This window comes from Lawsonibacter hominis (assembly GCF_014287895.1).
GTDB lineage: Bacteria > Bacillota > Clostridia > Oscillospirales > Oscillospiraceae > Lawsonibacter_A > Lawsonibacter_A hominis.
In genome coordinates this window covers 102,605-129,442 of sequence record NZ_JACOPP010000003.1, presented here as the reverse complement: position 1 = coordinate 129,442, position 26,838 = coordinate 102,605, and the positions used below count along the sequence as shown (strand labels likewise).

Below are 26,838 nucleotides of genomic sequence, written 5' to 3'. Positions count from 1 at the left end.
TTCAAGGGAGGTCTTGTATGAAGAAGGCGCTTAAGCGGTATCTCATCCCCTATCTCTGGATCACCCTGGCCTCCGCCGTGTATGCGGTGGGCTTCAACTGGTGCTATGTGCCCAATCAGATCGGTTTCGGCGGCATCACCGGCGTGGGGCAGATCGTCAACCACCTGCTGCCCTGGGCCCCCATCGGTACGGTGGTCATCCTGCTGAACATCCCCCTGTTCCTGCTGGGCTGGAAGCTGCTGGGCGGGCATCTGCTGGTATCCTCGCTGTTTGCGATGGTGGTCTCTTCGCTGATGATCGACCTGCTCACGGCGCTCTACACCTTCCAGCCCATGGAGCCGCTGCTGGCCTGTATCTTCGGCGGCGTGCTCATGGGGGCCTCTCTGGGCGTGGTCTTCCTTCAGGGCGCCACCACCGGCGGCACCGATCTGATCGCCCGGCTGCTGAAGCTGAAATTTGCCTGGCTGCCCATGGGCAAGCTGCTCATGGCCATCGATCTGGTGGTCATCGTGGCGGTGGCTCTGGCCTTCCGCAGCCTGGGTTCCGCTCTGTACGGACTAGTGGCCCTGTATATCTCCTCCATCGTGATGGATGGGGTGCTTTACGGCCTGGACAACGCCAAGGTGGCCTATATCATCAGCGACCGGTATCAGGCCATCTGCGACGCCATCATCCATGACATCGACCGGGGTGTGACCATCCTGCAGGGCGTGGGGGCTTATTCCGGCACGGAGAAAAAGGTGCTGCTGGTGGCCTTCAAGCAAAAGCAGATCGTGGCCCTGAAGCGGGCCGTGAAAGAGATCGACCCCGCCGCCTTCCTCATCGTCTGCGAGGCCCACGAGGTGCTGGGGGATGGATTCCGGGAGTACAAGCAGAACGATCTTTGACGGTCCGGGGGGCGGCACAGGGGCCGCGATCCCCCCTTGTCTGAACGAATCGCCGCCGCAGGGGCGGCTGAGGGCACGGCCCTGCCCGCACAACCGGCCCATCGGAAAGGAGCGCTGTTTATGCCCGACTATGAAACGCTCCGCGCCAATCTGGAGCGGCGCGGTTTTGACGTGACGTATTTTGAAACGGCCGCCCAGGCCGCCGACTACTTAGACCGGAAACTCGACGGCAAGACCGTGGGCCACGGCGGGGCGCTGACCCTGACGGAAATGGGCCTGCCCGAACGGCTGTCCTCCCACGCCGCCGTGTTCAGCCACTGGTCGGGCGGCACCTTCCAGCAGGCCGCCGCCGCGCCCATCTACCTGACCTCGGTGAACGCGCTGGCCGAGACCGGGGAACTCGTCAACATCGACGGGACCGGCAACCGGGTGGCCTCCACCCTTTTCGGCCATGAGGAGGTCTACTTTATCGTGGGGGCCAACAAGATCGCTCCGGACTACGACTCCGCCCTCTGGCGGGCCCGGAACATCGCCTCCCCCAAAAACGCACAGCGGCTGCACAAGAAGACCCCCTGCGCCGCCAGGGGGGAGCGCTGTTACGACTGCAGCAGCCCTGAGCGCATCTGCCGGGCCCTGGTCGTGCTGTGGGAGAAGCCCGGCGGGATCGGCCGGGCGGAGGTGGTCCTGGTAAACGAGGCCCTGGGCTTCTGAACCGAAGAAGGGAGCGGGTATGAAGAAACGGATCTTGGCGCTGCTGCTGGCGTTCTGCCTGCTGCTCTCCGGCTGCGCCTCCCTGCTGGAGCGCCCCTATACCGTGGTGGAGCCCCACACCGAGCAGCCCGCTGTGGGCGAGGACCCCTCCACCCTGCGGGTGGAGAGCTATTCCGAGCTGGTAGGGGCCGTGCTGTACCTGGTCTCCCAGTGCCAGGAGGAGGGGCGGGTGCAGCTGGTGGACTACGACGGGGACGTGGAAGACGCCCTGAACCGCGCCTGCCTGGAGGTGGCGCGGGAAGACCCGTTGGGGGCCTATGCGGTGGACTTCATCAAGAACGACTACACCCGCATCCTCACCACCTACGAGGCCAACATCTATATCTCCTACCGCCGCACCCCGGAACAGATCCGCGCCCTGGTGAACGTCACCGGGGCCAGCGCCATCCGCCGGGAGATGGGGGAGGCGCTCTCCGCGTTCCAGGGCGAGCTGGCCCTGCGGGTGGCATACTTTGTCGGAGACGCCGCCTCCATCGCCGAGCTGGTGCACCAGGCCTACTATGACACCCCCGCCGCCGCCCTGGGCATGCCGGCGGTGGAGATCTCCCTCTATCCGGACACGGGGATCCAGCGTATCGTGGAGATCCTTTTGACCTATCCCGGAGATGCGGAGGCCCTCCGGCGGAAAAGCGCGGAGCTGACCGACGCCGCCCAGGCCCTTGTGCTTCCGCTTCAGGCCCAGCGCTATAGCCAGAACGGCCGTCTGGGCCTGCTGATGGATCTGCTGCCTCAGCTGGCGGCGGAGCGTGCCCCCTCGGGGGCGGACGGCTCCGCCCACAGCACCGCCTGGGACGCCCTGTGCGGCGGCGGGGCGGACAGCGAGGGGCTGGCCCTTGCGGTACAGCTTCTGTGCGACCAGATGGAGCTGCCCTGCGCGGTCACGGAGGGGACGCTGGCCGGGGAGGCACGGTTTTGGAACACCATCACCGTCAATGCCGTGGAATACCAGCTGGACGCCTTTGCGGACGAGCCCGCGCCCCGCAGCAGCACGGATTTGGCCGCCCTCGGCTACGCCTGGGAGGGCCAGCCGGAAGCAGGCGGGACCATTCCCGCAGAAAATCCTAAAATTGAGACTTGACAGCGGCGGCGGTATTCGCTATAATATTTTTCGTCGCCGCAGGTGTAGCTCATCTGGTAGAGCGCCACCTTGCCAAGGTGGAGGTAGCGAGTTCGAGCCTCGTCACCTGCTCCATAAAAAACCTCTCCGCCGAATGCGGAGAGGTTTTTTCATAAGCACCGCCCCGGAGGGCGCATCCAAAAGCCGGGTCTCTCCCGCAGGCGGGGCGCGGTACCGCGCTCCTCCCCTGCATCCGTCCGGCGGAGCGCCGCCGGCCCATTCCATTCCGAGGAGGCGGTCCCATGGCAAGCAAATTGGTCCAGTCGCTGGGCGCTGCGGTCGCGGCCCAGGTGCCGGAGCACCCGGAGCGGGCGCGGGCGCTGCTGCGCACGGCCTATCGTTTGGTTGGCTTCCAGATGCGCCATCTGCCGCCCAAAACGGTACCGGGCGCCCGCTGTTACATGCAGGGGGCCACCGCCCGTTCCATGGTCTGCGCCCTGGACAAGCCCGGCCAGGCGGCTTGTGTGAGCATCTTTCTGCCCTGCGAGATCCTCCACGCCCTGGGGATCCCCCCCGTGCTGCCCGAGGGGCTGTCCTGCTATCTGGTCTCCACCGCCGCCGAGCGCCCGTTTATCGCCGCCGCCGAGGACCACGGCGTGCCGGAGAGCTACTGCTCCTATCATAAGATTTTGCTGGGCCTGGCGGAGAGCGGCGTGATGCCGCCGCCCCGCTTCGTGCTCAGCACCTCTCTGGCGTGCGACGCCAATCAGCTCTCCTTCCGCCGGGCGGCCCAGCGGTGGGGCGTGCCCCACTTCACCGTGGATGTGCCCTGGGAGGATTCGCCTCAGGCGGTGGCCTATGTGGCGCAGCAGCTGCGGCAGATGGCCGCTTTTGTGGCGGAGCATACTGGCCGCGCCCTGTCGGAGGAGGCCCTCCGCCAGGCGCTGGAGCGCTCCGGCCGCACCCTGGCCCACTACCGGCGCTACCTGGAGGAGCGGGCCGTGCGCCATGTCTCTGACGAGATGACCTCCGAGATGCTCTCCGTCTTCGCCCTGCACAGCATGCTGGGCTCTCCCGAGGCGGAGGAATACGCCCGCCGCCTGGCCGACCAGGTGGCCGCCCTGCCCCGCGCCTTCCGCGGCAAGCGTCTGGTGTGGGCCCACACGCTGCCCCACTGGCAGGACGCGCTGCGGGAGATCCTGAATTTCAGCGACCGGGTCGAGATCGTCGCCTGCGACATGGCCTGCGATTTTTGGGAAGCGCCCGACCCGGCACACCCCTATGAATCCATGGCCCGGCGCCTGCTGGGCAGCTGCTTCAACGGAGGGGCCCGGCGCCGGGTGGAGCGGGTGCTGGAGCTGGCCCGGCACCTGCATGCCGACGGGGTGGTCTGGTTCTGCCACTGGGGCTGCAAACAGACCTCCGGCGCGTCTCAGCTGGCCCGGCAGACACTGGAGGCGGCGGGCTTTCCCACCCTGGTGCTGGACGGGGACGGCTGCGACGCGGGCAACGCCAACGACGGCCAGATGGTCACCCGGCTCCAGGCCTTTTTGGAGCAGTTGGAGGGCAGAGCATGAAACCGCTTGGATACACCTGTAAATACACGCCCCTGGAGCTGCTGGAGGCTCTGGGCGGCCATCCCGTGCTGCTGAATCAGGAGTCCTGCGGCTTTCCATACGCTGAGCGCGTGACTCACAACCAGTTCTGCTGTCACGCCAAGGCGGTGCTGGAGGAGTGCCGCCGGACGGGCCTTCGGGAGCTGGTGCTGGTCAACTGCTGCGACTGCATCCGCCGGGTATACGACGTATTGGAGGCGGCGGGGGAGCTGGACTTTCTCTATCTGCTGGATCTGCCCCATCACGCAGACGGCTGCTCCCGGGCCCTGCTGAAGGACGGGCTGGAGCGCCTGGCGGCGGCCTACGCCGCCTACCGGGGGACCCGGTTCGACCCCGCCGCGTTCCGCGCCGCCTTTTCTCCCGCCCCTGCGCTGCCGGAGGGGGATTTTCTGGCGGTGACCGGGGCCCGGGCCGGAGCCGGCCTGCTGGAGACGCTGCGGCGCCGCTCTCCCCTTCCGGTGGCCGACCTGACCTGCGGCGGGCACCGCAGCCTTCCCCCGCCGCCCGAAGGGCTGGAGGGTCCGCAGCTGCTGGACTGGTATGCCGGGGCTCTGCTGGGACAGCTGCCCTGTATGCGCATGAACGAGATCGGCCGCCGGAGCGAACTGCTGGAGCAGCCGCGCCTGCGGGGGATCCTTTATCATACCGTCAAATTCTGCGACTATTACTCCTTTGAGTACGAGGCCCTGCGCAGCCGGACGTCCCTTCCCCTGCTCAAGTTGGAGACCGATTTCACCCCACAGGGGGACGGACAGCTCTCCACCCGTCTGGAGGCCTTTGCGGAACAGCTGGACCTGCGGGGCGCCCCGGCGGTGCATACCGCCCGGCGGGGGCGCCGCTATGTGGCGGGCATCGACAGCGGCTCCACCACCACCAACCTGGCGGTCCTGGACCTGGAGGGCAGCCTCCGTGCCAGCGCCATCGTGCGCACCGGCCCCAAGGCCCGGCAGGGGGCGGAAAAGGCGCTGGCCGCCCTGGAGGGGATCGGTCTGGACGATCTGGCCGCCGTGGTGGCCACCGGCTATGGCCGCAGCCACATCCCCTTTGCCACCGGGCAGGTCACCGAGATCACCTGCCACGCCCGGGGGGCCCATCATCTGCACCCCCAGGCGCGCTGTGTGATCGATATCGGCGGGCAGGACAGCAAGGTCATCTGCCTGGACGAGGACGGCGGGGTGAAAAACTTTGTCATGAACGACAAATGTGCCGCCGGCACCGGCCGTTTTCTGGAGATGATGGCCCGTGTGCTGGAGGTGGAACTTGCGGAGATGGGGACGCTTGGCCTGCGCTGGGAAACGGACCTGACCATCTCCAGCATCTGCACGGTCTTTGCCGAATCCGAGGTGGTCTCCCTGATCGCGGACAACCACAGCGCCGCCGACATCGTCCACGGGCTCAACCGGTCGGTGGCCGTCAAGACCGCCGCCCTGGTCCAGCGCGCCGGAGGATGCGGGCCCTATCTGATGACCGGCGGCGTGGCCCGCAACCAGGGCGTGGTGCAGGCGCTGGAGGAGCGTCTGGGCGCGCCGCTGTGGATCGGGGATACCCCCGACCTGTGCGGCGCTCTGGGCGCCGCCCTGTTTGCCCTGGACCATGTCACGGACAAAGGCGGCCCGGCCTGACCGGCCGGACCGCCTTGCTTTCCCAGTTACTCCTGCTGCCGGGGCGGGATGGTGGGCAGGGAGTCGTCCTCCCGCACCCAATCCTCCACATGGACCACATTGTACTCGGCCTTGGTATCCCGAATGACCACCCGCTGGATGCCCGCGTTGATGATGAGGCGGCGGCACATGGAGCAGGAGGTGGACCCGGCGATGAGCGCGCCGGTGGCCGGATCCTTGCAGGCCATATACAGCGTGGCCCCCATGGTCTCGCTGCGGGCGGCGGAGATGATGGCGTTGGCCTCCGCATGGACGGAGCGGCACAGCTCATACCGCTGGCCGGAGGGGATCTTCAGGGCCTCCCGGGTGCAGTAGTTCAGGTCCACGCAGTTTTTCCGGCCCCGGGGCGCGCCGTTGTAGCCGGTGGCAATGATCTCGTCGTTGCGCACGATGATGGCCCCGTAGCACCGGCGCAGGCAGGTGGAGCGCTCGGCCACGGTCTCGGCGATGTCCAGATAGTAATTTTCCTTGTCGATACGTCCCATAGCGGACCTCCATGCTTACTTTTTTTCTCAGTATAGCGGCTTTTCTTCCGCTGCGCAAGCACAATTCACATTTTGTTTACGCTTTCTTCCTTGACGGCGGGGCAAACTGGCGCTATCATTGTCCTGTTAAGGATTCCGTAAGAAACACCATAGCAAATAAACAGAAGGAGACGAGCTGTATTTCATGATCATGAATATGCTGCGAAGGCTGATGTACGGTCGATACGGCGGCGACCAGCTCTCCTTTTTCCTTCTGGTGGTCTATCTGATCCTGAGTCTGTTGTCGGGCCTGCGCTATCTGGCGTTCCTGCAATGGATCGCCCTGGCGGTGCTGGTATGGGACTTGTACCGGATGTTTTCCCGCAGGATTGACAAGCGACGGGCGGAGAACGCCAGATTTCTGCAGTTTGCCGGGCCGGTCATCCGCTGGTGCAAAATGCGCCGCACCATCTGCCGGGACAAGGAGCACCGCTACTTCAAGTGCCCCAACTGCGGACAATACCTGCGGGTGCCCCGGGGCAAGGGAAAGATCACCGTGAACTGCCGCAACTGCGGCGTAAGCTTTGAGGAGACCAGCTGAAACGAAACAATCCGGGGCCGCGCGATGGCGCGGCCCCGGATTTGTTTTGCTTCGGCTCAGCCGTGGAAGAAAAGGCCCCAGCCCAAAAAGCCCAGGCAGGCCACCACACCGGTAAAAATCAGCACGATGACCAGGTAACCCATGATGTTGCGCGCCTTCAGACCGGCGATGCCCAGCGCGGGCAAGGCCCAGAAGGGCTGGATCATATTGGTCCACTGGTCGCCCCAGGCGATGGCCATGGCGGCGCGGCCGTATTCCACGCCCATTTCGGTGGCGGCGGGCATAACGATGGGGGCCTGCACCGCCCACTGGCCTCCGCCGGAGGGTACGAAGAAGTTGATGATGCCGGCCGACAGGAAGGTCAGCACCGGGAAGGTCACGTTGTTGGAGATGTTGGTGAAGAAGTCGGCGATAATACCGGCCAGGGATACGCCAAGCTGGTTTTCGGCCACCATCAGGCCCATGATGCCGGCATAGAAGGGGAACTGCAGCAAAATGCCCGCGGCGCCGCCCGCGGCATCGGCGATGGCGTCCACATATCTGCGCAGGTCGCCGTGCAGCAGGATGCCCAGGAACATGAAGATCATGTTGACGATGTTCAGGTCCAGATTGAAGCCCTTGGTCGCAAAGTGATACACGATGTAGGCGAAGCCAAGCACCAGAGTGATGAACCACAGGACCTTGTTGTGCTCGATCCGCTCGGCGGGCGTGTCGATCGCGTAAGTACGCTCCTCGTCCTCCACCAGCAGGGAGGGGTCCACGGTAATGGTATGGGCCGTGTCGGGATGCATCGCGTAGTTGACCAACGGCATGACCAGCAGGATCACGGCTACCATGAGCAGGTTCATCGGGTGGAAGATCGTGGTGCTGGTAGGCGCCCGATACACGACCCCCAGGATCTCGGTACCGGTCTCGGCGCCCATTTGCAGCGGGATGGAGCCGGACAGGCCCGCATGCCAGATCACGAAGCCGGAGTAGGCGGAGGCGATGAGCAGCGGATAGTCCACGTCACGGACGCGGCGGGCCACCTCCTTGGCCAGCAGGGCGCCCGCGATGAGGCCGAAGCCCCAGTTGAGCCAGCAGCAGATGGTGGAGACGAAGGTTGTGATCAGGATCGCGCTCTTCTTGTCTTTGGCCAGGCTGGCAATGGCGCCCAGCGCCCGTTTGCAGATCTTGGCGGAAGCCATGGCGGAACCCAGCACCAGCACCAGCGCCATCTGCATGGAGAAAGACAGCAGGCCCCAGAACCCCTTGGAGTTGCCCCAGGCGTTGACCAGCGCCACAGGCCCCTGCTGCGTGCCGATCATGGCGGCGATGAACACCACGATCGTCAGGATAATGGCGAACAGGAACGGGTCCGGCAGCCACCGGTTGACGATACGGACGCAGCCATTGGTGAATTTCTTGAACATAATACTCCCCCTTGCCTTTCACATGTTTGGATGAAAAAAGCTACGGTCCTATTATATCCATTGTTAAAATTTTGTCAATATATTTTGAATATTTTGTGAACGTGAAAATTATTTCCAGACATGTTCCCTATTTGCCCACACAAAACCGTTCGAAGATCCGCGCGGTCACATCCTCCCGGATGCTGGCGCCGGTAAGCTCTCCCAGCGCGGAAAGGCCCTGCTCCACATCGGTGAGCACGGCGTCGGCCGTCACGCCCGCCGCCAAGGCGGTCTGCGCCCGTTCCACGCTCTCCAGTGCCCGCCGGGCGGCGGCGGCCTGCCGGGCGTTGGTCAGCAGCTCTCCCGCACCCTGATCCCCGCCGGTGGGGAACAGCTCCGCGACCTGCCCGGCCAGGCGGTCCAGCCCTTCCCCGGTGGCGGCGCTGACCACGCAGAGGCGGCCGAACCGCCGCTTCAGCCTCTCCAGATCCACCGCCAGCGGCAGGTCGGACTTGTTGACCAGGCAGATCACCCGGGGCGCCGCGGCCGCCTGCTCCATGGCCTGCTCATCCTCCACGGTCAGGGGGGCGGAGCCGTCCAGCACCAGCAGCGCCAGCTCCGCAGCGGCCAGGGCGCAGCGGCTGCGCTCCACGCCCAGCCGCTCCACCGTATCCTCCGTCTCCCGCAGTCCCGCCGTATCGATGAGCCGGAGCACCACGCCGCCCAGACGGCAGCGCTCCTCCACCGTATCCCGGGTGGTGCCGGGCACGTCTGTGACGATGGCCCGCTCGTAGCCCACCAGCGCGTTGAGCAGAGAGGATTTCCCCGCATTGGGCCGCCCCGCCAGCACGCAGGGCACGCCGCCGCAGATATACCGCCCCCGGTCATAGGTGGCCAGCAGGCCCTCCAGCGCCTCCCGGGCCCGGTCCAGCGCGCCGCCAATGGTCTCAGAACGGAAGGGGTCGATCTCCTCGTCCGGATAGTCCAGTACCGCGTGAAAGTGGGCCAGTACGTCCACCAGGCCGTCGTAGACGGCCCGCACCCGCCTCCCCAGCACGCCGGAGAGCTGTCCGGCAGCCTGCCGCACGGCGGCGGGCGTCTCCGCATCCACCAGGTCCGCCACCGCTTCCGCCTGGGTCAGGTCCAGCCGGCCATGGAGAAAGGCCCGTTTGGTAAACTCCCCCGGCAGCGCCTGCCGGGCCCCCTGGCGGAACAGGGACTCCAACCCCAGGGAGAGCACCATGGGGGAGCCGTGACACTGTACTTCCGCGGTATCCTCCCCGGTATAGCTGTGGGGCGCGCGGGAAATCGTGGCCAGGGCCTGATCGATGACCGACCCGTCCGGCCCCAGCAGGGCTCCGTAGATCAGCCTGCGGTCCTGCTGCTCCGCCAGGGGAAGCCCGCTGGCCGGGCGAAAGACCGCCGAGGCGGCGGCAATGGCGCCGTCGCCGGACAGCCGCAGGATCCCGATGGCCCCGGGCGCCGGGGCGGTGGCGATGGCGGCAATGGTATCGGACATGGGAAACACCCCTTTCTCTTCCCGTCGTGCTTCTTCATCTTCCAGGGACTGGTAGACGTAAAACTTTGTGGATTCCGCCGTTGATTTTTTTCTTGACTTCTTTTATGTCAACTTATCTTTGCATAACCGCCGGAATTTTCAGGGTCTGCACCGTTGTGGAAAACCCTGTGGAAAATGTGGAAAACCTCATGAACGGTGGATTTACAAAAATTTTACCAAAATAAGGCGCTGCATATTCCCCTGTATAATGCCCGTCAAAAGAATATTACGTTTTTTCCTATGACTGGCAGGAGCCGAACGTGTCCTCCCGTCCCCGAAGGGCGGGCGCGGGGGCGCAGGGGTCCTGTTTTCTAATTCTGCCGGAACACGTGCTGGTCGGTAAGCTTGAGCAGCTCCAAAACGCTTTCGAATTCCTGCCGCTCCCCGCTGTCCAGCCATTCCAGATAGCCCTGCCAGGTGGTATTGCGGCGTGTGACGACCGACAGGAGGAAGGTCGTCACCTGCCCGGCGGCGGCGGCTACCTCCCCGGCCGGGATCCCGTCCTCCACCCCCAGGGCGGCAGGGGGCTGCTGCTCCATTTTACCGGGCACAAAAGTGCGCACCCGCTGAAAGGCCTGGGGAAAATTCTGGGCGTCCAGCACCGCCTCCACCTGGAGCAGCAAATCTCCGATATCGGTGAACACGATGGGGCGGACCAGCCGCTGACCAAAGACCCGGCCGCTGATGCGGCCCTGCTCGGCACGGTCCACGCATACCCGCAGGGCGGCGGAGTTATGGTTAAGTCGGATGGACATAAGGCACGCCTCCTTTTAGACTTGGGCACTGAGCCGCTTTTGCAGCCACTCAGGGTTCATACAATAGCGCAGGGCCTCGGCCGGGGCGATCCGTCCGGCCTGGGCCAGCTTCAGGATGCTCTGATCCAGGGTGATCATTCCCTGGGCCGCGCTCTGGGCGATGACGTTGTCCAGCTGGTGGGCCTTGGATTCCCGGATCAGATTGCGCACGGCGTTGTTTGCCGTCATCACTTCGAACGCCGGCACCAGCGTCCCGTCCACAGCCGGGATCAGCGTCTGGGACACGACCCCCTCCAGCACCAGCGCGATCTGGGTACGGATCTGCCCCTGCTGTTCCGGCGGGAAAGAATCCACGATGCGGTCGATGGTGTTGGCCGCGCCGATGGTATGCAGGGTGGAGATGACCAGGTGCCCCGTCTCGGCGGCGGTAACGGCGGCCCGGATGGTCTCCGCGTCCCGCATCTCCCCCAGCAGGATGATATCGGGCGCCTCCCGCAGCGCCGCCCGCAGCGCGGCGTCATAACTGCGGGTATCGGTGGACAGCTCCCGCTGGGTGACCACGCTCTTTTTGTGCTGGTGGAGGTATTCAATGGGGTCCTCGATGGTGATCACATGGGCGTTGCGGGTGGAGTTCACCTGGTCCACGATACAGGCCAGCGTCGTGGTCTTGCCGCTGCCCGCCGGACCGGTAAAAAGCACCAGCCCCCTGGGGCAGGAGGCGAAGGCCATCACGTTGTCCGGGATGCCCAGAGCCGTGCGGTCGGGCAGGGTAAAGGAGACCACCCGCACCACCGCCCCCAAGCTGCCCCGCTGCTTGAGGGCGTTGACCCGAAAACGGGACAAGCCGGGCAGCGCAAAGGAGAAGTCGTCGTCCCCGGTCTGGAGCAGAAGGGCCATATCCCGCTCCCCCGCCAGGCGGTAGAGCCCCTCCAGCAGTCCGGCGGTGTCCGCCGGGCCCAGGCGCTCCCCCTCCCGGAGGATGACCCCGTTGATCTTATAGGCCACCGGCAGGCCGGCGATGAGCAGCACGTCGGACGCGCCCCGCTCCACCGCCTGCCGCAGCAGCTGCAGCAGTTCCATGGCACCTCTTCCTTCCAAAGGTTCTCGGATGAGCCCGTCCGTCCTCCGGTATCCCGTCCCAGACCGGCAGGGTCTCGTCCAGCTCCGCCTCCGCGGCCACGGTGCGCCAGTCCAGGATCTCCACCTCCCCGTCTGCGCGGCGCGCCAGGCGCAGGTACAGGGACTGATATTTCGTCACGGGGATCGTGGCCTCCAGCATATCCTCCTGCCCGGCGGCGAACGCCTCATAGCAACGGACTGCCTGAGCGTCGGCGGCGTAATAGGCCTGGACCGTGTCGGCGTTGCGGCGGGACAGGGCCAGATCCGCCCGGGCGCTGGACAGGGTCAGGGCGGCGAACACCGCCAGACACAGTACCAGCAGTACCGTTAAGATGGAGATGACGCCCACGCCGATGGGCGAGGTCTGCTTATCCAAGGCAGCGCACCCCCTCCAGCGTGTAGACCAGCGCGCCGTCGGCATAGACGGCGATATCCAGCGCGTCCCCCGACACGGTAAGGACACCGGTGAGACCGCTCCCGTCCTGCGCAGGCCACGCGGGCCGTACGCCGGTGGCGCGCCACTGCTCTGCGATGGTCTGGGCCGCGTAGACCGCCTCGGTCAGGCGCCGGCTCTCCCGGCTCATGCCTCTGGCGTGGAGCAGCAGTCCCGCGCACACCGCCGCGCACACGGCGAAAAGGAACAGGTCCAGCACCAGCTCGGTGAGAAACAGGTGGGTCCGCCTCATACCGTCCCCTCCTGTTCCACCCCGCAGCGGGGACACAGCGTGACGGTACGCCCCGCCGCCGCGATGGTGAGCCGTCCCCCGCCGCACGCCAGCTCCAGCCGCTCCAGCGGCAGCACGTCCACTCCGTCCGCAGGGGAGAGTTCCAGCCCGTCTTCCATATACAGCTCCCGGAGCTGCCCTTCATAGCAGTAGAGGATGGTGACATACCCCTCCTCCCGCAGGAAGAGGGCGTCGGAATCGCCAAAGCGCCCTACGGACACTCCCCCGGGCGCGTCGCTCCGGCGGACCTGATTGACCAGATAGGACAGCGCGGTACGCTGGGCATAGGTCTCATCCGCCTGGGCCGCAACGGCGCGGTATACCCCGCCGGACAGCAGGGTCAGCCCCATGGCCAGCAGGAAAAACAGGGCGCACAGCACCAGCACCAGGCTGGACCGGGCGCTGCGGCCAAACGCTTTCATCCGATTATGCCCCCTCCGTCCCAAACCGATCCGGCTTACCCTGTGGGCAGCACAGTGATATCAGGCATCAGATTGGAGGCAATATACCGGTAATCCACAAAATAGCGGCCTTCGTCCACGGATACGCCGTAATATTCCTCCAGATAATCCACCCCCGCGGGGTAAAAGCCCTCCAGGGCATAACACTGCACCGCCGCGCGGCGGATGGACTGTTCCGCCAGTTCCAGTCCTTCCCGGCCGGCCCGCCCGCCCAGGCTGCGGGCCGCCAGCAGAAGGGCCAGGGGGACCAGCGCCAGCAGAAGGGCCAGCGGCAATCCCCGGCGCAGGACAGGCCCTCTGCGCGCCATAGGCTACCCCCCCACCGCGGAGAGCACCCCCAGCAGGGGGAGCATCACCGACAAAAGCACCAGGGCCACCGCTGCGCACAGGGCCGCCACCAGAGCGTATTCGAACCGGCCGAGCAGCTGTTCCAGCGCCTGGTCGGCCTCCTGCCGGCAGCGTTGGGAAAGCTCCTCCATGGCCTGGTCGGTGCGCCCGGCCCGCTCGCCGGCGGACAGCAGTCCCGCCGAAAGTCCGGAGAGGACGCCCGCCTGCTCCACCGCCTTGCGGAAGGGCTCCCCCTGCTCCATCCGCGCCCGGCAGTCGGCCAGGGGCGCGGCCAGAGGGGAGCCTGCCAACAGACCGGCGGTGCGCTCCATGGCCTCGTCCAGCGGCACGCCGCTGGAGAGCATCATCGCCATGGCGGAGGCAAACCAGCTGCGGCCCAGCGCCCGGGCCGCCCTGGTGCGGGCAAACAGGCCGCTCAGCGCCGCCGCGCCCGTTTGGGCGCGCAGCAGCCATACCAGCAGCAGCGCGCACAGGGCCAACACCACCGCGGCCGCAGCGGTGACCGCCTGCCCCGCGCTGCCGAACCGCAGCAGCGCGGCAGCTACCGGGGAGAGCTCCACCCCCAGCTGCACGAAAACCTGTTGGAACACAGGAAGCACCCGGGCCACCAGCACCAGGAAAATCACGGCGATGAGCACCGCCATCACCGCGGGGTAGGCCACCGCCCTGCGCAGGGCCCGGCGGGTATCCGCCTGGCGGGCGTAATAGCGCCCCAGCGCGGCGAGCACCTGATCCAGGCGCCCCGACGCCTGGCCGATCTCTACCATGCGCAGGAGGTAATCCGGGAACCCGCCCGTCGCTTCCAGCGCCTGCGAGAGGGGCTCACCCCGGTCCAGGCCGGCCCGCAGGCCGGCCAGCAGGGTCCGCTGCCCCGGCTCGTCCGCATCGCCGGCCAACAGGGCCGCCCCCTCCTCCACGCCGATACCCGCCTGGAGCATCAGGGAAAGCTGACTGCAAAACAAAGACAGCGTGTCGTCGTCCAGCGTCTCCCGCCGCATCCGATCCCGTTCCATCCGGCCACCCTCCCTTTGGAAAGGGGCCCCACGGCGTGCCGCAGGACCCCCGCTTTCCAGCATAATTATGTCAATAGGCGTATTTCTGCGTGTAATTGGTGTCGTCGGTCACGTACTTCATGATGCTTTGGCTTGCCTTGCCGGTGGAAACAAAGGTGGGGTCCATCAGCGTCCAGCTCTCTCCGTCAAAATAGATCACCTTGTCCACCCAGCCCACGCCGTCGATATATACGTTGATCCAGGCATGATACGTGGTCCCGGCATAGCCCACCACCAGCTTGCAGGGGATGTTCTGGCTGCGGAGCATGGCGCACATCACCGCGGCATAATCGAAGCAGATCCCCTTCTTTCCCTCCAGCACACGGTCCACCACTGGCAGATAACCGCTCTGCACCGTCTTGGCCAGCTCATAATCATAGGAAAAGTTCTTGGTAACGAAATCAAACACCGCCTGCACCCTGGACAGGTCCGTCGCCGCCCCGGCGGCGGAGACGATCTCCGCGGCCTTGGACACCACGGCGGACTTGGCGTTGTAATCGACAAATTGGTTGGGGTAAAGGAAGGGCAGAAAATCGTTGCGCAGCTTCAGCTCCACCGCGGCGCTGTGGGCAACGGCATATTTGGTGCCGGTGGTGTTCTCAAACACCTTGACGGTATATTTGCCGTCTCCTTCGGTCAGCGGAAAGGTCTCCGTACCGCCCTGGTTGTTCAGGTTATAGGTGTAGGTGACGCCGCCCTCCTTGGTGATCTGTACCTTGATCTTCACATTCCTCCCGCCGGTATACGTCACCAGCAGGTAGCCTTCCGCCAGGTTGGAGGCGTCGATGGATGCCTTGGCGTTGGCGTATACGGTAACGCCGGTCTTGGTCTCCGCCTTGACGGGCAGGGAGGCAGGCTTGGCCGCCTTGGCCTCCGACGCGGCCAGCAGGACGCCACCCGCGCCCAGCACCAGCGCCAGTGCCAGCAGAGCGGCGGCGGCACGCCTGAGCTTGCTGTGTTTCATATCGATCGGTCACTCCTCAGTGGTGTTGGCGGGATAATCGTAATCCCCGCTCAGCGGAATGGTGTCCACCAGCGCCCCCCGGACCACCAGCCGGTGGTCCGCCACGCCGATGGGCGTACAGGTCGTCAGGGTGACGCAGGCGTAGCCCTGATTGTAGATGGGGCTCCAGTTGCTGGGCTCGATGACCTCGGTGCATTCCCAAAGGTACTGGTAGATCTGCTCACTGTCCTGGAGGTAGAGGTAGTCTCCCTCGGTCAGGGTATTGATGTAGTAGAAGGGCATATTGTCGGTGATCTTGCCGCCCCGCAGGCCGTTGCGGTGGCCGGCGATGGAGGTGTTGGCCCCGCCCTCGCCGGGCAGCTGGGCGTAATCGTACAGTCCCACCCCCCGCAGGAGGGTCTGGGCGTCCACCCCGTCCAGCACCGGCACATCCACTCCCAGCTTGGGGATGATGAGGCGCAGCGCGCCGTCGGCATAGCCCTTCCGCGCGTCGGTCACATACAGCTGATCCTTGGGCAATCCGTTGTCTTCGACCAGAGCCGGGTCGCCGCCCGCCTCGGCCTCCGGCGTCGGCTCCGGCGCAGCGGTGGCATTGGGGGTAGGCTCCGGCGTGGCGGCAGGCAGCGGCGCGGCTGATATCTGGGGGGCGGCGGGCAGGACGGACTGCCTGCCCTGCCACACCAGGGCCAGGACTGCGCCCAGGCAGACGCAGGCCAGGCACACAAGGACGGTACCCAAACGAGTGGCGGTGCGTTTTTTCATAGAGATAAGCTCCTATTGTTTCAAGACAGCTCACGGATCCGGTAGGTGATCTTGAGGAAATTCCGCCGGTGCTGGCGGTAAAAGGCGTTCACGATCCGTTCTACGACCATGGTGGAATCTTCAAAATTGGCCGCCGGCAGCATGACGACGTATTGGGCGCCGCTGTACTTGGAGACCACGTCCCCCCGGCGCAGGTTGTGCACCAGCACCTCCAGCAGCTGGTCCATGGTGGTGTTGAGCACGCCCAGGGGCGGAACTCCACCGTCGGGCAGGGAGACGGTGATCAGCGCGATATGTACGCAGGCCCCGCTGCGGGCGGAACGGCGGGCCTCCAGCCGGTAGGCCTCCTTAAAGAAGCCGTACTCGCACACAAAGGCCCCGGGCCGCTGGGCCGCTTCCCGCAGATTGGCCTGGATGACCTCCAGATTGGTCTCCAGGCGCTCCTCCACGTCCATAATCTCCCGGTAGAGAGCCCGCAGCTCCTCAGAGGGACGCACGCCCAGATTCCGGTAGAGCAGATCGGTCGCCTTTTCGTAATGGCTCAGGGCGGCGGAATCCTTTCCCTGGCGCAGCAGGGCCCGGACGATCAGGGTGTGCAGGCTCTCGTCCAGCGGGTCGAGCTGGCTGGCGCGGGTACACAGTTCGGCCATGGCCTCAAATTTCTCCGCGTGCTCCAGCAGATCGGCGTACTCCTTTACCGCCTCCAGGTACAGGGCATGATAGTGGGCGCTGATGGGTACCACCCACATCTGGTTGGCCAGCTTGGGCAGGTAATCGCCCCGATACATCTCGGCGGCCTCCTCATACAGCGCCATGCGCTTCTGGGCGGGCAGGGCGGTATCCTGGGCCCGGCGGCACAGCAGCTCGAATCGGTCCACGTCCATCTCACAGGCGATGGCCGGATTCCAGGCGTAGGCCCCCCGCTGGGAAAGGATGGGCTCCAGCCCCTCCCCAAACAGCGGCTCCAGCAGGCTGCGCACCCGATAGAGCAGGGTCTTGAGCGCATTGGTCGGATTGGCGCTGTTTTCCTCCGGCCAGAACAGCTCGATAAACTCCGACTGAGGCACGGTGCGTTCCCGATGGGCAATCAGGTAACACAGCACGTTCCACAGCTTTTGGGAGCGATTGATCTCATCGGTGAGCACATTACCGTCTACCCGAATGCGAAAGCCGCCCAGCATAGTGACGGCGACCCTTTTGACCACGGTCACGGGTGCGTTTTTGCCCATCGCTGCCCCTCCTTCTTCCTCCCCGGCACCTGGGGATACCGATTCAAGATAATTATAGCGTAACTTCCTTCATTTGGGTAGTGTTTTTTTTGCTTTTCACAGACAATTACAGGACTTTTACGCAATCGGTCCCCGGCCGGATGCATATTTTCCCGGCCATCCGGCCCATCCGCTCCACCCCGGTCCCGCAGGGTGCACCGCCGGATATCGGCCGCATTCCCCCCGGCGCACCGGGATCGCAGGTATTATAGCACATTATTCACTATTTGTATAGTAACGTTTTATATGGATATTATACTTTGATAACGGCGCTTGTAGTATTATTCCGGGGTGATGAGATGAACGAGCAGGGCGTCCTTTTGATCCAGGAGTACGGCCGGGTGGAGCTCCGGCTGCGCGAGCTGATGGACCAGCGCGGGATCTCCCGGAACCGCATGGCCCGGCTGGTAAATACCCGCTACGAGGTCATTGACAAATGGTATAAAAACCAGGTGGAGAAGATCGACGCGGACATTTTGGCCCGCATCTGCTTCGTCCTGCGCTGCGGGGTGGGGGATCTGCTGGTCTACCGGGAGCGGCAGCAGCCCGCGCAGCCGCGCTCATAAAAACCGGAAAATGGCACATCCTGAGAAAAACCGTTTGACTTGCGTTCGGGGCTGTGATATCATATCGGCAGTTGAAAAGGGAGTAGTTTGAAAGTCATGCCGTCAACATCACGGTCCGTCTGCGGACCTGGCGGTATGCGCCCGTCGTGGTAACAAGACTTTTCGGCAGCTGTCGCTATGGGCGGCAGTTGGCGGGAGGTCTTTTTTTATTGCCTCTCCCGCTTGTGAGACAATATGTGGAAGGAAGGAATCGTAATGGCAGAGGCCTATTACCGCAAGACCCCGCAGCAGGCGCTGGAGGCGCAAAAAGCCGCCCCCGCCGGCCTGAGCGGGGAGGAGGTGCGCCGCCGTACCGGGCAATATGGTCCCAACAAGCTCTCCGAGGGCAAACAGAAAAGCGTATCCCAGATCTTTTTCGAGCAGTTCAAGGATCTTTTGGTGGTCATCCTCCTCATCGCCGCGGTCATCTCCGCCCTTTCGGAAAACGTGGAGAGCACCATCGTCATCTTTGCCGTACTCGTTCTCAACGCCATTTTGGGTACCGCCCAGTACGTGAAGGCGGAAAAATCCCTGGAGAGCCTGAAGGCGATGTCCGCTCCCTCGGCCAAAGTGCTGCGGGGCGGCGTGCGGCTGGAGATCCCCTCTGCAGACGTGGTGCCCGGCGACATCGTGCTGCTGGAGGCCGGGGACATGGTGGTGGCCGACGGCCGCATTCTGGAGAACTTCTCTCTGAAGGTCAACGAAAGTTCCCTGACCGGCGAATCCGAGGGCGTGGACAAGACCGCCGAGGCCATCACCGCCGAGCAGGTGGCGCTGGGCGACCAGAAAAACATGGTCTTTTCCGGCTCCCTGGTCACCTACGGCCGGGCCACCGTGCTGGTCACCGCCACCGGCATGGAGACCGAGCTGGGCAAGATCGCCGCGCTCATGAACCAGACCCAGCAGCGCAAGACCCCGCTCCAGGAAAGTCTGGACAAATTCAGCGCCAAGCTGGCCACCGTCATCATGATCATCTGCGCCGCGGTGTTTCTGCTCTCCATCTTCCGTACGGGCATGGGCGTGCTGGACTCCCTGATGTTTGCCGTGGCCCTGGCCGTGGCCGCCATCCCGGAGGCGCTTTCCTCCATCGTCACCATCGTGCTGGCCATGGGCACGCAGAAGATGGCCCGGCAAAACGCCATCATCAAAGACCTCAAGGCCGTGGAGAGCCTGGGGAGCGTATCCGTCATCTGCTCCGACAAGACGGGGACCCTGACCCAGAACAAAATGACCCCCCAGAAGGTGTACGCCGACGGCTCCCTGCTGGAGGGAGACGACCTGAACCTGGTCAACGACGTACAGCGGCTGCTGCTGAAGGCCGCTCTGCTGGCCAGCGACGCCACCAACAATCAGCAGACCGGTGCCTCCATCGGCGATCCCACCGAGGTGGCCCTGGTGCAGCTGGGAGAAAAGTTCGGCGTGGACGAGGAGGCCTACCGCGCCCAGCACCCCCGGCTGGGCGAGCTGGCCTTCGATTCCGACCGCAAGCTCATGAGCACTCTCCACGATATCGACGGCGTCCCCACCCTCTTTACCAAGGGCGCCATCGACGTGCTGCTCCAGCGCTCCAACTACCTGCTCACCCGGGAGGGCCCGGTCGAGATGACCCCGGAACGCCGGGAGGCCATCTCCCGGATCAATATGGAGCTGTCCATGGAGGGACTTCGGGTGCTCTCCTTCGGGTATAAGGAGCTGCCCGGCTTCCGCCCCCCCGCGCTCTCGGATGAGGACGGCTTCACCTTTATCGGCCTGATCTCCATGATCGACCCGCCCCGGCCTGAGGCCATCCAGGCCGTCTCCGACGCCCGGGAGGGCGGCATCCGTACCATTATGATCACCGGCGATCATAAGGTCACCGCCTCCGCCATCGCCAAGCAGCTGGGCATCTTCCGGGAGGGAGACGAGGCCGTCTCCGGCGTGGAGCTGGATAACATGACCGACGCCGATCTGGATCAGCGGCTGGCCGGCATTTCGGTCTACGCGCGGGTATCTCCCGAACATAAAATACGCATTGTAAACGCCTGGCAGCGCCGGGGCAGCATCGTATCCATGACCGGCGACGGCGTCAACGACGCCCCCGCCCTGAAAAAGGCCGATATCGGCGTGGCCATGGGCATCACCGGCACGGAAGTGAGCAAGGATGCGGCCTCCATGATCCTGGCCGACGACAACTTCGCCACCATCGTCAAGGCCGTGGTCAACGGCCGCAGCGTCTACGCCAATATCAAAAACGCCATCCAGTTCTTGCTCTCGGGCAACGCGGCGGGCATCTTCTGCGTACTGTACGCCTCCCTGCTGGCCCTTCCCGTGCCGTTCCAGCCGGTCCACCTGCTGTTTATCAACCTGCTGACCGACAGCCTGCCCGCCATCGCCATCGGCATGGAACCCGCCCGCAAGGGCCTGCTGCGGCAGAAGCCCCGGGACCCCAAGGAGCCCATCCTCAACAAGAGCCTGCTCTCCCGCATCGGCGCTCAGGGTCTGCTGATCGCCGTGGTCACGATGATCGCTTTTTATCTGGGCTATCAGGAGAGCGCCGCCCTGGCCAGCACCATGGCCTTTGCCACCCTCACGCTGGCCCGGCTGTTCCACGGCTTCAACTGCCGCGGGGACGAGTCCGTTTTCCGTCTGAAGCTGTCCACCAACCTATATTCCATCCTGGCGTTCTGCGCCGGCGTGGTGCTGCTGCTGGCGGTCCTCTTTATCCCCGGCCTGAAAAGCCTGTTTCTGGTGGCGGCCTCCTTCCGCCCGGCCAACCTCGGGGAGATCGTGCTGCTGGCTTTTCTGCCCACCCTGGTCATCCAGCTGGTCAAGGTCCTCTGCGACCTGCGGCGCGGTAAATAAGCATAAAGCCGCCCCCCGGCGCGTCAGATCGCGCCGGGGGGCGGCTTTATCAAAGAGCGCGTGCGGTCTTTCCCGGTACAGGGCGCGCAGCCCTTCTCCCCGATAAAAAGCAGGCCCGTGTTGTAAACACGGGCCTGCCGTACCATGCAGAGCCTCCATGGGTCATGCCATGCGATGGGCACCGCTCCGTTTTCCGCTTCCTGCGCAGCCTTTCAGGCCTGCACCAATTCAATGGCCTGCTTCCCCGTCATGTGCTCTATGGTTAGCTCCAGCATACACAGCGGCGCCCATTCCCGGTCGATGACCGCCTTCCGGCGGTCCGCGCCGTCCTCCGGGGCGTAGCGAAGGGCCAGCGCTTCGATGGCGGCGCGCTTCTCCCGCTCGTCCTCCAGCACCCGCATCTGCCCAAAGACGATGACGCTTCGGAAATAGCTGGTGTATTCCTCCGGGACGACCTGATCCTGATCCACCACACAGAAGGACGCCTTGCCGCAGCGCCGGACGGCGTCCAGCTTATGGCCGTCCTTGGCACAGTGGAAATAGATCCTGCCCCCATCGTACACATAGCTGATGGGCACCGCGTAGGGGTACCCATCGTCCCCGGACAGCGCCAACACGCCGCAGGTCCTCCGGCAAAGGACGGCCTCACACGCCTCCCGCGTCAACGCCTGGCGCTTTCTGCGCATCTCCCGAAACATAAACATACCTCCCCTGTTTACAGGTCCTTCCGCATGATGGAATCGCGCTGCCGGGCGTCCCCCACAAAAAAGGAGCGGGCGCCGGTCTGATAAAAACCGTGGTTTTGATAAAAGGCGATCGTCTTGGCGTTCTTTTCCCAAACGCCCAGCCGGGCATACCGTTTCCGGCGTTCCCGCGCGGCGGGAGCCGCCCTCGTCCGGCGGGCGGAACGGGCCGTGTTTCGACAGCCGGCCGATACCGCGGCCCTGCCGTCCCGGGAGGCAGCCGCGCCCCCCTTTGCCTGCGGTTCAGGGTATTATCTCAAATTCCTGCTCGCCCATGTAGCCGGGTGCAATTTCATATTTCTCAAAGACCACCACGGGTACGCCGTCCCCGTTGAGATAGAACCGCTGGTCGTCGGCAATGGAGGTAAAGCCCTCCACCCCGTCCTCGCCGTGGAAGTACCGGTTGTCCGGGTCCTCCGCCTCCCGCCGGGCGATCTCCGCGCGGATCGCCTGGTTGGCCAGCTGTTTGTAGTTGGGCCCCAGCAAATCCCGCAGGGAGACCTCCCGCCCGGCCGGAAGGTCGATGTTGTAGGTGTACACCTCTGTATAGGCGCTGGCCAGCGTCTCGGTTTTGGTCAGCACAAAGGAGAGGTACTGCCCGTTCTGGCACTTGATCTCGTAGTCCACCGTGATGATGATGGGAATAAAATCGCTCTGCGCACCGCCGGTGGCCACATAGGCCTCCCGGGTCTCGCGGGCCCGGTCCTCCGCCTCCTGAAGCACCTGGTCGATGCGCGTGCGGATCTCCGTATTGACGCGCTGCTCCAGATCGGTATTGGCCGCCAGCTCCAGGGCGGGCAGGCGCACGTCGATCAGGTGATCCCGGTCGTTGATGGAGTACTCCTTCACGGTGATCACCCGGGCCAGCTGCCCCAGCACCGGCACCTGGTATACCGCCCCGGCAAAGGTGGGGCTGACGTTGAGCAGCAGCGCGAAGCAGGCGCAGCCGGCCAGCGCGGTGGCCGCCGCCCGCCGAAGTGCCCGCCGCCCCTTCCGCTGACGTTCCCCGCGCCGCACCGCGCCCGCCACGGCAAAGGCCAGCTCCTCCGGCAGCGCGGCCGCCTGATAGCGCGCCCGTGCGCGCTCCCATGCCTCATGCATCGTTCAGTTCCTCCCCCGTCAGTTCCCGCAGCTTCCGCAGGCCCTTGTAGAGCCGGGATTTCACGGTATTCAGATTGGTGTGGGTCGCCAGAGCGATCTCCTCCAGCTTCATATCTTCAAAAAAACGCAGCCGGATCACCGTCTGTTCTTTGAGGTCCAGCCGCTCCAGCGCGTCGTACAGGTCCAGCCGCAGGCCCGGGTCGGTCTCGGGGGCGGCCCGGTCGGCCAGGGTATCCTCCAGCGGGACCAGCCTTCTGCCCCGGCGGAAGTGGTTCATGCTCTCATTGAGCAGGATCCGGTAGAACCAGCTCTTCATATACTCCGGACGGCGCAGGGAGTCCGACTTGGACAGGGCCTTGACGATGCTCTCCTGCACCACATCCAGGGCCGCATCCCGGTTTTGGACATAGCTGTACGCCAGACGGTAAAAATCCCCCTGCCCCGCCACGATATAGTCCACCAGCTGGCGGTGGATGATCCCTTCGGTCTGCTCCAAGGCTGTACAGCGCTCCTTTTCTGATTCCTGAGACGGCCGGGGACGGCAAAAAGTTTCCGCCGGCGTGAAAAAACCGGGCCTGGCCCAGCGGCCCGGCCCGGTTTTTTACGCTGCCGCCTTATGGCCGCCGCGCTCCCCCTGCGGGGAAGCGTACAAGTGCAGCGGACGGCATCCCCGCAAAAATGCGGGGATGGTTAAGCAGTTCACCGCAGCGCGTCCAGCGCGGCCTGCGCCAGGTCATGGCTGGCCGGCACAGCCAGCAGCACCGTCGTTCCCTGCCGGTCCAGGATGGCTCCGTCCAGTTTGCCCACTTCCTCCGGCTGATAATCCTTCAGAGCGGCGATCTGGTCCTCCACCCGGCCCTTCAGGGCCTCCAGGGCGGCTTTGGCGGCATCCTCATCGGTCATGCGGAGCACCGCGATCTCCTCCGCCCCGGCGGTAATGGAGGCGTAGACCACACAGTCCTCCACCTGCTCCGGGTCCAGGCCGTAGACCATACAGGCGCTTTCCTCGTCCAGTGTGTCCAGGGCGTCCTCAAATGCGCCGGAATCCAGCAGCGCCTGGGCGGTCGTTTCCGGGTCATACCCGGCAAAGCCGCCCCCGCAGGCAGCCAGTCCCACGCTCAGGACCCCCGCCAGCAGCAGTAACAGCACTCGTTTCATGATCCGCTCTCTCCTTCCGCCGCGCCGGTCTGTCCCGCCGCGTATTCCTCCGCATCCACCGTATGGTCCATCAGATAGGCCAGCCAGGTCTTGTACCAATCCTTGGTAAAGTGTACTCCGTCCACCGTGGCCTCGGCGGGGAGGACCCCGTCCGCGTCGCTCAGGGCGGCGGCCACGTCCAGCAGCACCACCTGCTGCTCCTCCGCCAGGCGGGGGAAGATGGCGTTATAGTCTGCCACCCGGTCGTTGTTCACATAGTAAGGCTGGCGGTTGGCCTTGCATTTGCCGGGGTTCACCGGCGCCAGGTTCTCCAGATAGATCACCGCGCCGGGCTGAAGGGCCTTTACCTGCGTCAGGAAGGCGGCGAACGTGTCCGCAAAGACCTGGTCGTCGAAATAGCCCAGTTCGTTGATGCCCAGGGATATGTAGATCTTGGCGTACTGCCTGCCCCGGCCCAGGGCGTCCAGCACGCTGTATTTGGTCCCGTCGATCTCCGCCACTTTGCGGCTGTTCATCTCAAAGATGGTCAGGCCCTTATAGCAGTAAAAATCCGCGCCCTTGACGCCGCTGTAGAGCCGCAGCCCGTCGGTGCGGGAATCCCCGATAAACAGGGCGTCTGCGAAGTAATCCATCTCCACCGTTTCGCGCTCGGGGGCGCTTTGGGAAAAGTCAAAGGCCGGGACGGGCGTGGGCGTGGGTTCCGGCGTGGGCGTAGGGGCCGGGGTAGGGGTCGGTTCCGGCGTCGGCACAAAGTCCGGGGTGGCCGGGGGCGGGGCCGCCTGCCCAGCCGGCGTGCCGGGGGCGGGCGACTTGCCCAGGGTGGGCGCTACGATCAGGCACAGGCATACCGCACCGGCGGCCAGCAGCAAGGGGAGCTTCCAGCGGCGGGGCGGCTGTTTCCGGTGCCGGGAATGCCGGTCGTTCCGGACGGAATCATAAACAGATGGGGACACGGGGGACACCTCATTTATCTCGATATTCAGGGGTCTGGTTCAGAATCAGGGCCTCCAGGGCCCGATAGGAATCCGCTTCATAGGTCGGGACGATCCCCGCCGTGCGGGGGGCATGGCCGGGGCGGTACCACGCGGTGTCCAGCCCTGCGTTGGCGCCGCCTTGTATGTCGGTGAGCAGGTTGTCTCCCACCATCAGCACCCGGCTGCGGTCGGCCACCCCCAGCGCTGCCAGCACCGGCGCAAAAAAGGCCGGGTCGGGCTTGCTGGCCCCCACCTCCTCCGAGATGAACAGCCAGGGGATCAGCTCCTTCAGGGGGGAACGCTCGAACCGTCCCCGCTGGGCCACGGCTACGCCGTTGGTGACGATGGCCAGGGTGCAGCAACGGGCCAGGCTGCGGCACAGATCATAGGCGCCGGGCAGCAGGTGCCCGCTCTCACCCAGGCGGCGCAGGTACTCCCGGTTGAGCTGCCGGGGATCGCCCTGGCGTCCCGCCGCCTCCAAAAAGGCCCGAAAGCGCTCCACCACCAGCCATTCCCGCCGCACCTCCCCCCGGTCGAACCGATCCCAGAGGCCCTGGTTGATCTTATGGTACAGCGCCACATCCGCCGCACCGCCGGGCAGGCCGTGGGCGCGGAGCAGTCCCGCCAGCGCCTCCCGCTCGGAGCGGTCAAAATCAAACAATGTATTGTCGGCGTCGAAGAGGACGACATCATATCTGGGCATATTGGTTCCTTTCCCGTCTAGCTCCGGTGTTCCCGCCGCTTTTGAAACAGCCGCACGAAGGAGGCCACCAGCAGCGCCCCCACTGCCAGAGCCCCAGCCAGGCCAAGGGTGTGCAGCAGCGTGGAGAGAAACAGGTCTACCTCGCCGCTCACAGCGTGCTCCATGGTATAGTAGATCCCGCCGCCCGGGACCAGCGGGAACAGCGCCACCAGCAGATAGCTGGTGACCGGGCACCGGCGCAGGCGCGCCATGATCTCAGACCAGGCGGAGATCACCAGGGCCGCCAGGAAGGCCTGGATGATATCGCTGCCCACCAGCGGGGCGGTCAGCAGATAGCACAGCCACCCCAGCCCTGCGCCTCCGGCACAGATGAACATGCCGATGCCGTGGATGTTGAAGAGGAAGCAGAAGCCGATGCAGGCCAGAAAGGCATACAGGCAGGGCAAAACGTAACCGCTGATCAGTTCCATGGCTCAACCTCCCGCGGTAAGGGCCGCCAGCCCCAGGGCAATGGCGGTACCCAGCGCGATGGCCGCGCCGATGAGCAGAGCCTCGGCCCCCTTGCTGATGCCGGACACCATATCTCCGGCCATAATGTCCCGCATGGCGTTGGTGATGGCGATGCCGGGCACCAGGGCCATGAGGGCGCCGATGATGATCTTATCCAGGCTCTGTCCCAGACCCGCCGCCGTCAGCAGCAGCGCCGTCAGGGCGGATACCGCCGCGCCGGCTACCGTTTTAAAAAAGAGGTTGGCGCCAAAGGCGCCGGTCAGGGCCAGGCAGAGCCCGATGGCGACCCCGCATACGCCGCCGCAAAGGCCGTCCCGCAGCGTGCCGCCGTAAAACAGAGAAAACATGCCGCAGCCCAGGAAGTACCCGGCCAGGCGGATGTACAGGGGGTAGCTGCGGCGCTCCCGTCCGATCTGAGCCACCTGCTCCAGGGCCGCGTCCAATTCCGGCGCTTCCCGGCACAGGCGGCGGCACAGGTCGTTGTACCGCTCCAGCTGGTCGATGTCGGTGCCATGGGCGGGCACGCGGCGGATCTGGGTCAGGGGACGCCGCTCCGGGGAGGTGAGGGTGGCGATGATACAGTTCGGAATGGCGAAGACTTCACCGGCAACGCCGTAGGCCGAGAGCAGCCGGTGCATGGACTCCTCCACCCGGTAGGTCTCCGCTCCGCTCTCCATCAGGCAAAGCCCCATCTCCGCCGTCAGGCTGAGCAGTTTGTTGTAATCCAGCTCCACAACGCGCCT

29 protein-coding genes and 1 tRNA gene are annotated in these 26,838 nt (G+C 64.9%); 9 read left to right on the top strand and 21 right to left on the bottom strand.

Going from position 1 to position 26,838, the window contains the following annotated elements:
• Positions 1 to 17: 17 nt before the first annotated feature.
• From H8S57_RS03655 to H8S57_RS03630, 6 genes are all read left to right on the top strand, one after another.
• Positions 18 to 887, top strand: a complete 870-nt coding sequence (locus H8S57_RS03655) for a YitT family protein (RefSeq protein WP_186906722.1) — start codon at positions 18 to 20, stop codon at positions 885 to 887.
• A gap of 120 nt (positions 888 to 1,007) precedes the next feature.
• Positions 1,008 to 1,598, top strand: coding sequence for a lactate utilization protein (locus tag H8S57_RS03650; RefSeq protein ID WP_186906721.1), 591 nt, complete (start codon positions 1,008 to 1,010; stop codon positions 1,596 to 1,598).
• A gap of 19 nt (positions 1,599 to 1,617) precedes the next feature.
• Positions 1,618 to 2,736 (top strand): hypothetical protein, encoded by a 1,119-nt coding sequence (locus H8S57_RS03645; RefSeq protein ID WP_186906720.1) that lies wholly within the window; start codon positions 1,618 to 1,620, stop codon positions 2,734 to 2,736.
• A gap of 38 nt (positions 2,737 to 2,774) precedes the next feature.
• Positions 2,775 to 2,850, top strand: a tRNA-Gly gene (locus H8S57_RS03640).
• Positions 2,851 to 3,017: 167 nt separating this feature from the next.
• Positions 3,018 to 4,292, top strand: a complete 1,275-nt coding sequence (locus H8S57_RS03635) for a 2-hydroxyacyl-CoA dehydratase subunit D (protein ID WP_186906719.1) — start codon at positions 3,018 to 3,020, stop codon at positions 4,290 to 4,292.
• Positions 4,289 to 5,953 carry an acyl-CoA dehydratase activase gene (locus tag H8S57_RS03630; protein ID WP_186906718.1) on the top strand — a complete coding sequence of 555 codons (1,665 nt, stop codon included), beginning with the start codon at positions 4,289 to 4,291 and terminating at the stop codon, positions 5,951 to 5,953. Before H8S57_RS03635 ends, H8S57_RS03630 begins: the two co-directional genes overlap by 4 nt.
• Positions 5,954 to 5,979: 26 nt before the next feature.
• Here H8S57_RS03630 and H8S57_RS03625 read toward each other — a convergent pair whose 3' ends face one another.
• Positions 5,980 to 6,477 carry a deoxycytidylate deaminase gene (locus H8S57_RS03625; protein ID WP_186906717.1) on the bottom strand — a complete coding sequence of 166 codons (498 nt, stop codon included), beginning with the start codon at positions 6,475 to 6,477 and terminating at the stop codon, positions 5,980 to 5,982.
• A 190-nt stretch (positions 6,478 to 6,667) separates the two neighbouring features.
• On the opposite strand from H8S57_RS03625, the gene H8S57_RS03620 reads away from it, so the two are divergent.
• A complete protein-coding gene (locus tag H8S57_RS03620) occupies positions 6,668 to 7,057 on the top strand; it encodes a hypothetical protein (RefSeq protein WP_243204671.1) in 390 nt (129 codons plus the stop codon).
• A gap of 56 nt (positions 7,058 to 7,113) precedes the next feature.
• Here the strand turns inward: H8S57_RS03620 and H8S57_RS03615 are convergent, their stop codons facing one another.
• The 12 genes from H8S57_RS03615 to H8S57_RS03560 all read right to left on the bottom strand — a co-directional run bounded on the left by H8S57_RS03615 (position 7,114) and on the right by H8S57_RS03560 (position 17,421).
• On the bottom strand, positions 7,114 to 8,469 hold the full coding sequence (locus H8S57_RS03615) for a short-chain fatty acid transporter (protein ID WP_186906715.1): 1,356 nt from the start codon (positions 8,467 to 8,469) through the stop codon (positions 7,114 to 7,116).
• Between the two features lie 127 nt (positions 8,470 to 8,596).
• Complete coding sequence (mnmE, locus tag H8S57_RS03610; RefSeq protein ID WP_186906714.1) at positions 8,597 to 9,967, bottom strand: tRNA uridine-5-carboxymethylaminomethyl(34) synthesis GTPase MnmE; 1,371 nt, start codon at positions 9,965 to 9,967, stop codon at positions 8,597 to 8,599.
• A 350-nt stretch (positions 9,968 to 10,317) separates the two neighbouring features.
• Entirely contained in the window at positions 10,318 to 10,761 is a 444-nt protein-coding gene (locus H8S57_RS03605; RefSeq protein ID WP_186906713.1) for a hypothetical protein, read from the bottom strand.
• Positions 10,762 to 10,776: 15 nt separating this feature from the next.
• On the bottom strand, positions 10,777 to 11,841 hold the full coding sequence (locus H8S57_RS03600; RefSeq protein WP_186906712.1) for a type IV pilus twitching motility protein PilT: 1,065 nt from the start codon (positions 11,839 to 11,841) through the stop codon (positions 10,777 to 10,779).
• Complete coding sequence (locus H8S57_RS03595; RefSeq protein ID WP_186906711.1) at positions 11,756 to 12,256, bottom strand: hypothetical protein; 501 nt, start codon at positions 12,254 to 12,256, stop codon at positions 11,756 to 11,758. The genes H8S57_RS03600 and H8S57_RS03595 overlap by 86 nt, the downstream gene beginning before the upstream one ends.
• Positions 12,249 to 12,566, bottom strand: a complete 318-nt coding sequence (locus H8S57_RS03590) for a hypothetical protein (RefSeq protein WP_186906710.1) — start codon at positions 12,564 to 12,566, stop codon at positions 12,249 to 12,251. The genes H8S57_RS03595 and H8S57_RS03590 overlap by 8 nt, the downstream gene beginning before the upstream one ends.
• Positions 12,563 to 13,027 carry a DUF4860 domain-containing protein gene (locus H8S57_RS03585; protein WP_186906709.1) on the bottom strand — a complete coding sequence of 155 codons (465 nt, stop codon included), beginning with the start codon at positions 13,025 to 13,027 and terminating at the stop codon, positions 12,563 to 12,565. Before H8S57_RS03585 ends, H8S57_RS03590 begins: the two co-directional genes overlap by 4 nt.
• Before the next feature lie 35 nt (positions 13,028 to 13,062).
• A complete protein-coding gene (locus H8S57_RS03580; protein WP_186906708.1) occupies positions 13,063 to 13,374 on the bottom strand; it encodes a hypothetical protein in 312 nt (103 codons plus the stop codon).
• 3 nt (positions 13,375 to 13,377) lie between these two features.
• Positions 13,378 to 14,427: a type II secretion system F family protein gene (locus H8S57_RS03575; protein WP_186906707.1), complete on the bottom strand. Its 1,050-nt coding sequence runs from the start codon at positions 14,425 to 14,427 to the stop codon at positions 13,378 to 13,380.
• Positions 14,428 to 14,497: 70 nt separating this feature from the next.
• On the bottom strand, positions 14,498 to 15,430 hold the full coding sequence (locus H8S57_RS03570) for a transglutaminase-like domain-containing protein (RefSeq protein WP_186906706.1): 933 nt from the start codon (positions 15,428 to 15,430) through the stop codon (positions 14,498 to 14,500).
• Between the two features lie 9 nt (positions 15,431 to 15,439).
• Complete coding sequence (locus tag H8S57_RS03565; protein WP_186906705.1) at positions 15,440 to 16,192, bottom strand: sortase; 753 nt, start codon at positions 16,190 to 16,192, stop codon at positions 15,440 to 15,442.
• A 20-nt stretch (positions 16,193 to 16,212) separates the two neighbouring features.
• Entirely contained in the window at positions 16,213 to 17,421 is a 1,209-nt protein-coding gene (locus tag H8S57_RS03560) for an AfsR/SARP family transcriptional regulator (RefSeq protein WP_186906704.1), read from the bottom strand.
• Between the two features lie 338 nt (positions 17,422 to 17,759).
• Between H8S57_RS03560 and H8S57_RS03555 the strand changes: the two genes are divergently transcribed.
• Both H8S57_RS03555 and H8S57_RS03550 read left to right on the top strand, forming a co-directional pair.
• Entirely contained in the window at positions 17,760 to 18,026 is a 267-nt protein-coding gene (locus H8S57_RS03555; protein ID WP_243204670.1) for a helix-turn-helix domain-containing protein, read from the top strand.
• 255 nt (positions 18,027 to 18,281) lie between these two features.
• Positions 18,282 to 20,906 (top strand): cation-translocating P-type ATPase, encoded by a 2,625-nt coding sequence (locus H8S57_RS03550; RefSeq protein WP_186906703.1) that lies wholly within the window; start codon positions 18,282 to 18,284, stop codon positions 20,904 to 20,906.
• 212 nt (positions 20,907 to 21,118) lie between these two features.
• On the opposite strand, the gene H8S57_RS03545 is transcribed toward H8S57_RS03550, so the two are convergent.
• The 8 genes from H8S57_RS03545 to H8S57_RS03510 form a co-directional block, all read right to left on the bottom strand.
• Entirely contained in the window at positions 21,119 to 21,604 is a 486-nt protein-coding gene (locus H8S57_RS03545; RefSeq protein ID WP_186906702.1) for a pyridoxamine 5'-phosphate oxidase family protein, read from the bottom strand.
• A 288-nt stretch (positions 21,605 to 21,892) separates the two neighbouring features.
• A complete protein-coding gene (locus tag H8S57_RS03540) occupies positions 21,893 to 22,750 on the bottom strand; it encodes a DUF3298 and DUF4163 domain-containing protein (RefSeq protein WP_186906701.1) in 858 nt (285 codons plus the stop codon).
• On the bottom strand, positions 22,743 to 23,246 hold the full coding sequence (locus H8S57_RS03535; protein WP_186906700.1) for an RNA polymerase sigma factor: 504 nt from the start codon (positions 23,244 to 23,246) through the stop codon (positions 22,743 to 22,745). Before H8S57_RS03535 ends, H8S57_RS03540 begins: the two co-directional genes overlap by 8 nt.
• A gap of 203 nt (positions 23,247 to 23,449) precedes the next feature.
• Positions 23,450 to 23,908: a DUF4358 domain-containing protein gene (locus H8S57_RS03530; protein WP_186906699.1), complete on the bottom strand. Its 459-nt coding sequence runs from the start codon at positions 23,906 to 23,908 to the stop codon at positions 23,450 to 23,452.
• On the bottom strand, positions 23,905 to 24,861 hold the full coding sequence (locus tag H8S57_RS03525; RefSeq protein WP_186906698.1) for a GDSL-type esterase/lipase family protein: 957 nt from the start codon (positions 24,859 to 24,861) through the stop codon (positions 23,905 to 23,907). Before H8S57_RS03525 ends, H8S57_RS03530 begins: the two co-directional genes overlap by 4 nt.
• A gap of 10 nt (positions 24,862 to 24,871) precedes the next feature.
• On the bottom strand, positions 24,872 to 25,585 hold the full coding sequence (locus tag H8S57_RS03520) for a YjjG family noncanonical pyrimidine nucleotidase (RefSeq protein ID WP_186906697.1): 714 nt from the start codon (positions 25,583 to 25,585) through the stop codon (positions 24,872 to 24,874).
• Positions 25,586 to 25,602: 17 nt separating this feature from the next.
• A complete protein-coding gene (locus H8S57_RS03515; RefSeq protein ID WP_186906696.1) occupies positions 25,603 to 26,055 on the bottom strand; it encodes a threonine/serine exporter family protein in 453 nt (150 codons plus the stop codon).
• Positions 26,056 to 26,058: 3 nt separating this feature from the next.
• Positions 26,059 to 26,829, bottom strand: coding sequence for a threonine/serine exporter family protein (locus H8S57_RS03510; RefSeq protein ID WP_256174639.1), 771 nt, complete (start codon positions 26,827 to 26,829; stop codon positions 26,059 to 26,061).
• Positions 26,830 to 26,838: the final 9 nt, after the last annotated feature.

Excerpts from the sequence above, each read along its gene's own strand:
- H8S57_RS03655 (WP_186906722.1), top strand. The coding sequence starts at position 18 with ATGAAGAAGGCGCTTAAGCGGTATCTCATCCCCTATCTCTGGATCACC.
- H8S57_RS03650 (WP_186906721.1), top strand. The coding sequence starts at position 1,008 with ATGCCCGACTATGAAACGCTCCGCGCCAATCTGGAGCGGCGCGGTTTT.
- H8S57_RS03645 (WP_186906720.1), top strand. The coding sequence starts at position 1,618 with ATGAAGAAACGGATCTTGGCGCTGCTGCTGGCGTTCTGCCTGCTGCTC.
- H8S57_RS03635 (WP_186906719.1), top strand. The coding sequence starts at position 3,018 with ATGGCAAGCAAATTGGTCCAGTCGCTGGGCGCTGCGGTCGCGGCCCAG.
- H8S57_RS03630 (WP_186906718.1), top strand. The coding sequence starts at position 4,289 with ATGAAACCGCTTGGATACACCTGTAAATACACGCCCCTGGAGCTGCTG.
- H8S57_RS03625 (WP_186906717.1), bottom strand. The coding sequence starts at position 6,477 with ATGGGACGTATCGACAAGGAAAATTACTATCTGGACATCGCCGAGACC.
- H8S57_RS03620 (WP_243204671.1), top strand. The coding sequence starts at position 6,668 with ATGAATATGCTGCGAAGGCTGATGTACGGTCGATACGGCGGCGACCAG.
- H8S57_RS03615 (WP_186906715.1), bottom strand. The coding sequence starts at position 8,469 with ATGTTCAAGAAATTCACCAATGGCTGCGTCCGTATCGTCAACCGGTGG.
- mnmE (WP_186906714.1), bottom strand. The coding sequence starts at position 9,967 with ATGTCCGATACCATTGCCGCCATCGCCACCGCCCCGGCGCCCGGGGCC.
- H8S57_RS03605 (WP_186906713.1), bottom strand. The coding sequence starts at position 10,761 with ATGTCCATCCGACTTAACCATAACTCCGCCGCCCTGCGGGTATGCGTG.
- H8S57_RS03600 (WP_186906712.1), bottom strand. The coding sequence starts at position 11,841 with ATGGAACTGCTGCAGCTGCTGCGGCAGGCGGTGGAGCGGGGCGCGTCC.
- H8S57_RS03590 (WP_186906710.1), bottom strand. The coding sequence starts at position 12,566 with ATGAGGCGGACCCACCTGTTTCTCACCGAGCTGGTGCTGGACCTGTTC.
- H8S57_RS03585 (WP_186906709.1), bottom strand. The coding sequence starts at position 13,027 with ATGAAAGCGTTTGGCCGCAGCGCCCGGTCCAGCCTGGTGCTGGTGCTG.
- H8S57_RS03580 (WP_186906708.1), bottom strand. The coding sequence starts at position 13,374 with ATGGCGCGCAGAGGGCCTGTCCTGCGCCGGGGATTGCCGCTGGCCCTT.
- H8S57_RS03575 (WP_186906707.1), bottom strand. The coding sequence starts at position 14,427 with ATGGAACGGGATCGGATGCGGCGGGAGACGCTGGACGACGACACGCTG.
- H8S57_RS03570 (WP_186906706.1), bottom strand. The coding sequence starts at position 15,430 with ATGAAACACAGCAAGCTCAGGCGTGCCGCCGCCGCTCTGCTGGCACTG.
- H8S57_RS03565 (WP_186906705.1), bottom strand. The coding sequence starts at position 16,192 with ATGAAAAAACGCACCGCCACTCGTTTGGGTACCGTCCTTGTGTGCCTG.
- H8S57_RS03560 (WP_186906704.1), bottom strand. The coding sequence starts at position 17,421 with ATGGGCAAAAACGCACCCGTGACCGTGGTCAAAAGGGTCGCCGTCACT.
- H8S57_RS03555 (WP_243204670.1), top strand. The coding sequence starts at position 17,760 with ATGAACGAGCAGGGCGTCCTTTTGATCCAGGAGTACGGCCGGGTGGAG.
- H8S57_RS03550 (WP_186906703.1), top strand. The coding sequence starts at position 18,282 with ATGGCAGAGGCCTATTACCGCAAGACCCCGCAGCAGGCGCTGGAGGCG.
- H8S57_RS03545 (WP_186906702.1), bottom strand. The coding sequence starts at position 21,604 with ATGTTTCGGGAGATGCGCAGAAAGCGCCAGGCGTTGACGCGGGAGGCG.
- H8S57_RS03540 (WP_186906701.1), bottom strand. The coding sequence starts at position 22,750 with ATGCATGAGGCATGGGAGCGCGCACGGGCGCGCTATCAGGCGGCCGCG.
- H8S57_RS03530 (WP_186906699.1), bottom strand. The coding sequence starts at position 23,908 with ATGAAACGAGTGCTGTTACTGCTGCTGGCGGGGGTCCTGAGCGTGGGA.
- H8S57_RS03520 (WP_186906697.1), bottom strand. The coding sequence starts at position 25,585 with ATGCCCAGATATGATGTCGTCCTCTTCGACGCCGACAATACATTGTTT.
- H8S57_RS03515 (WP_186906696.1), bottom strand. The coding sequence starts at position 26,055 with ATGGAACTGATCAGCGGTTACGTTTTGCCCTGCCTGTATGCCTTTCTG.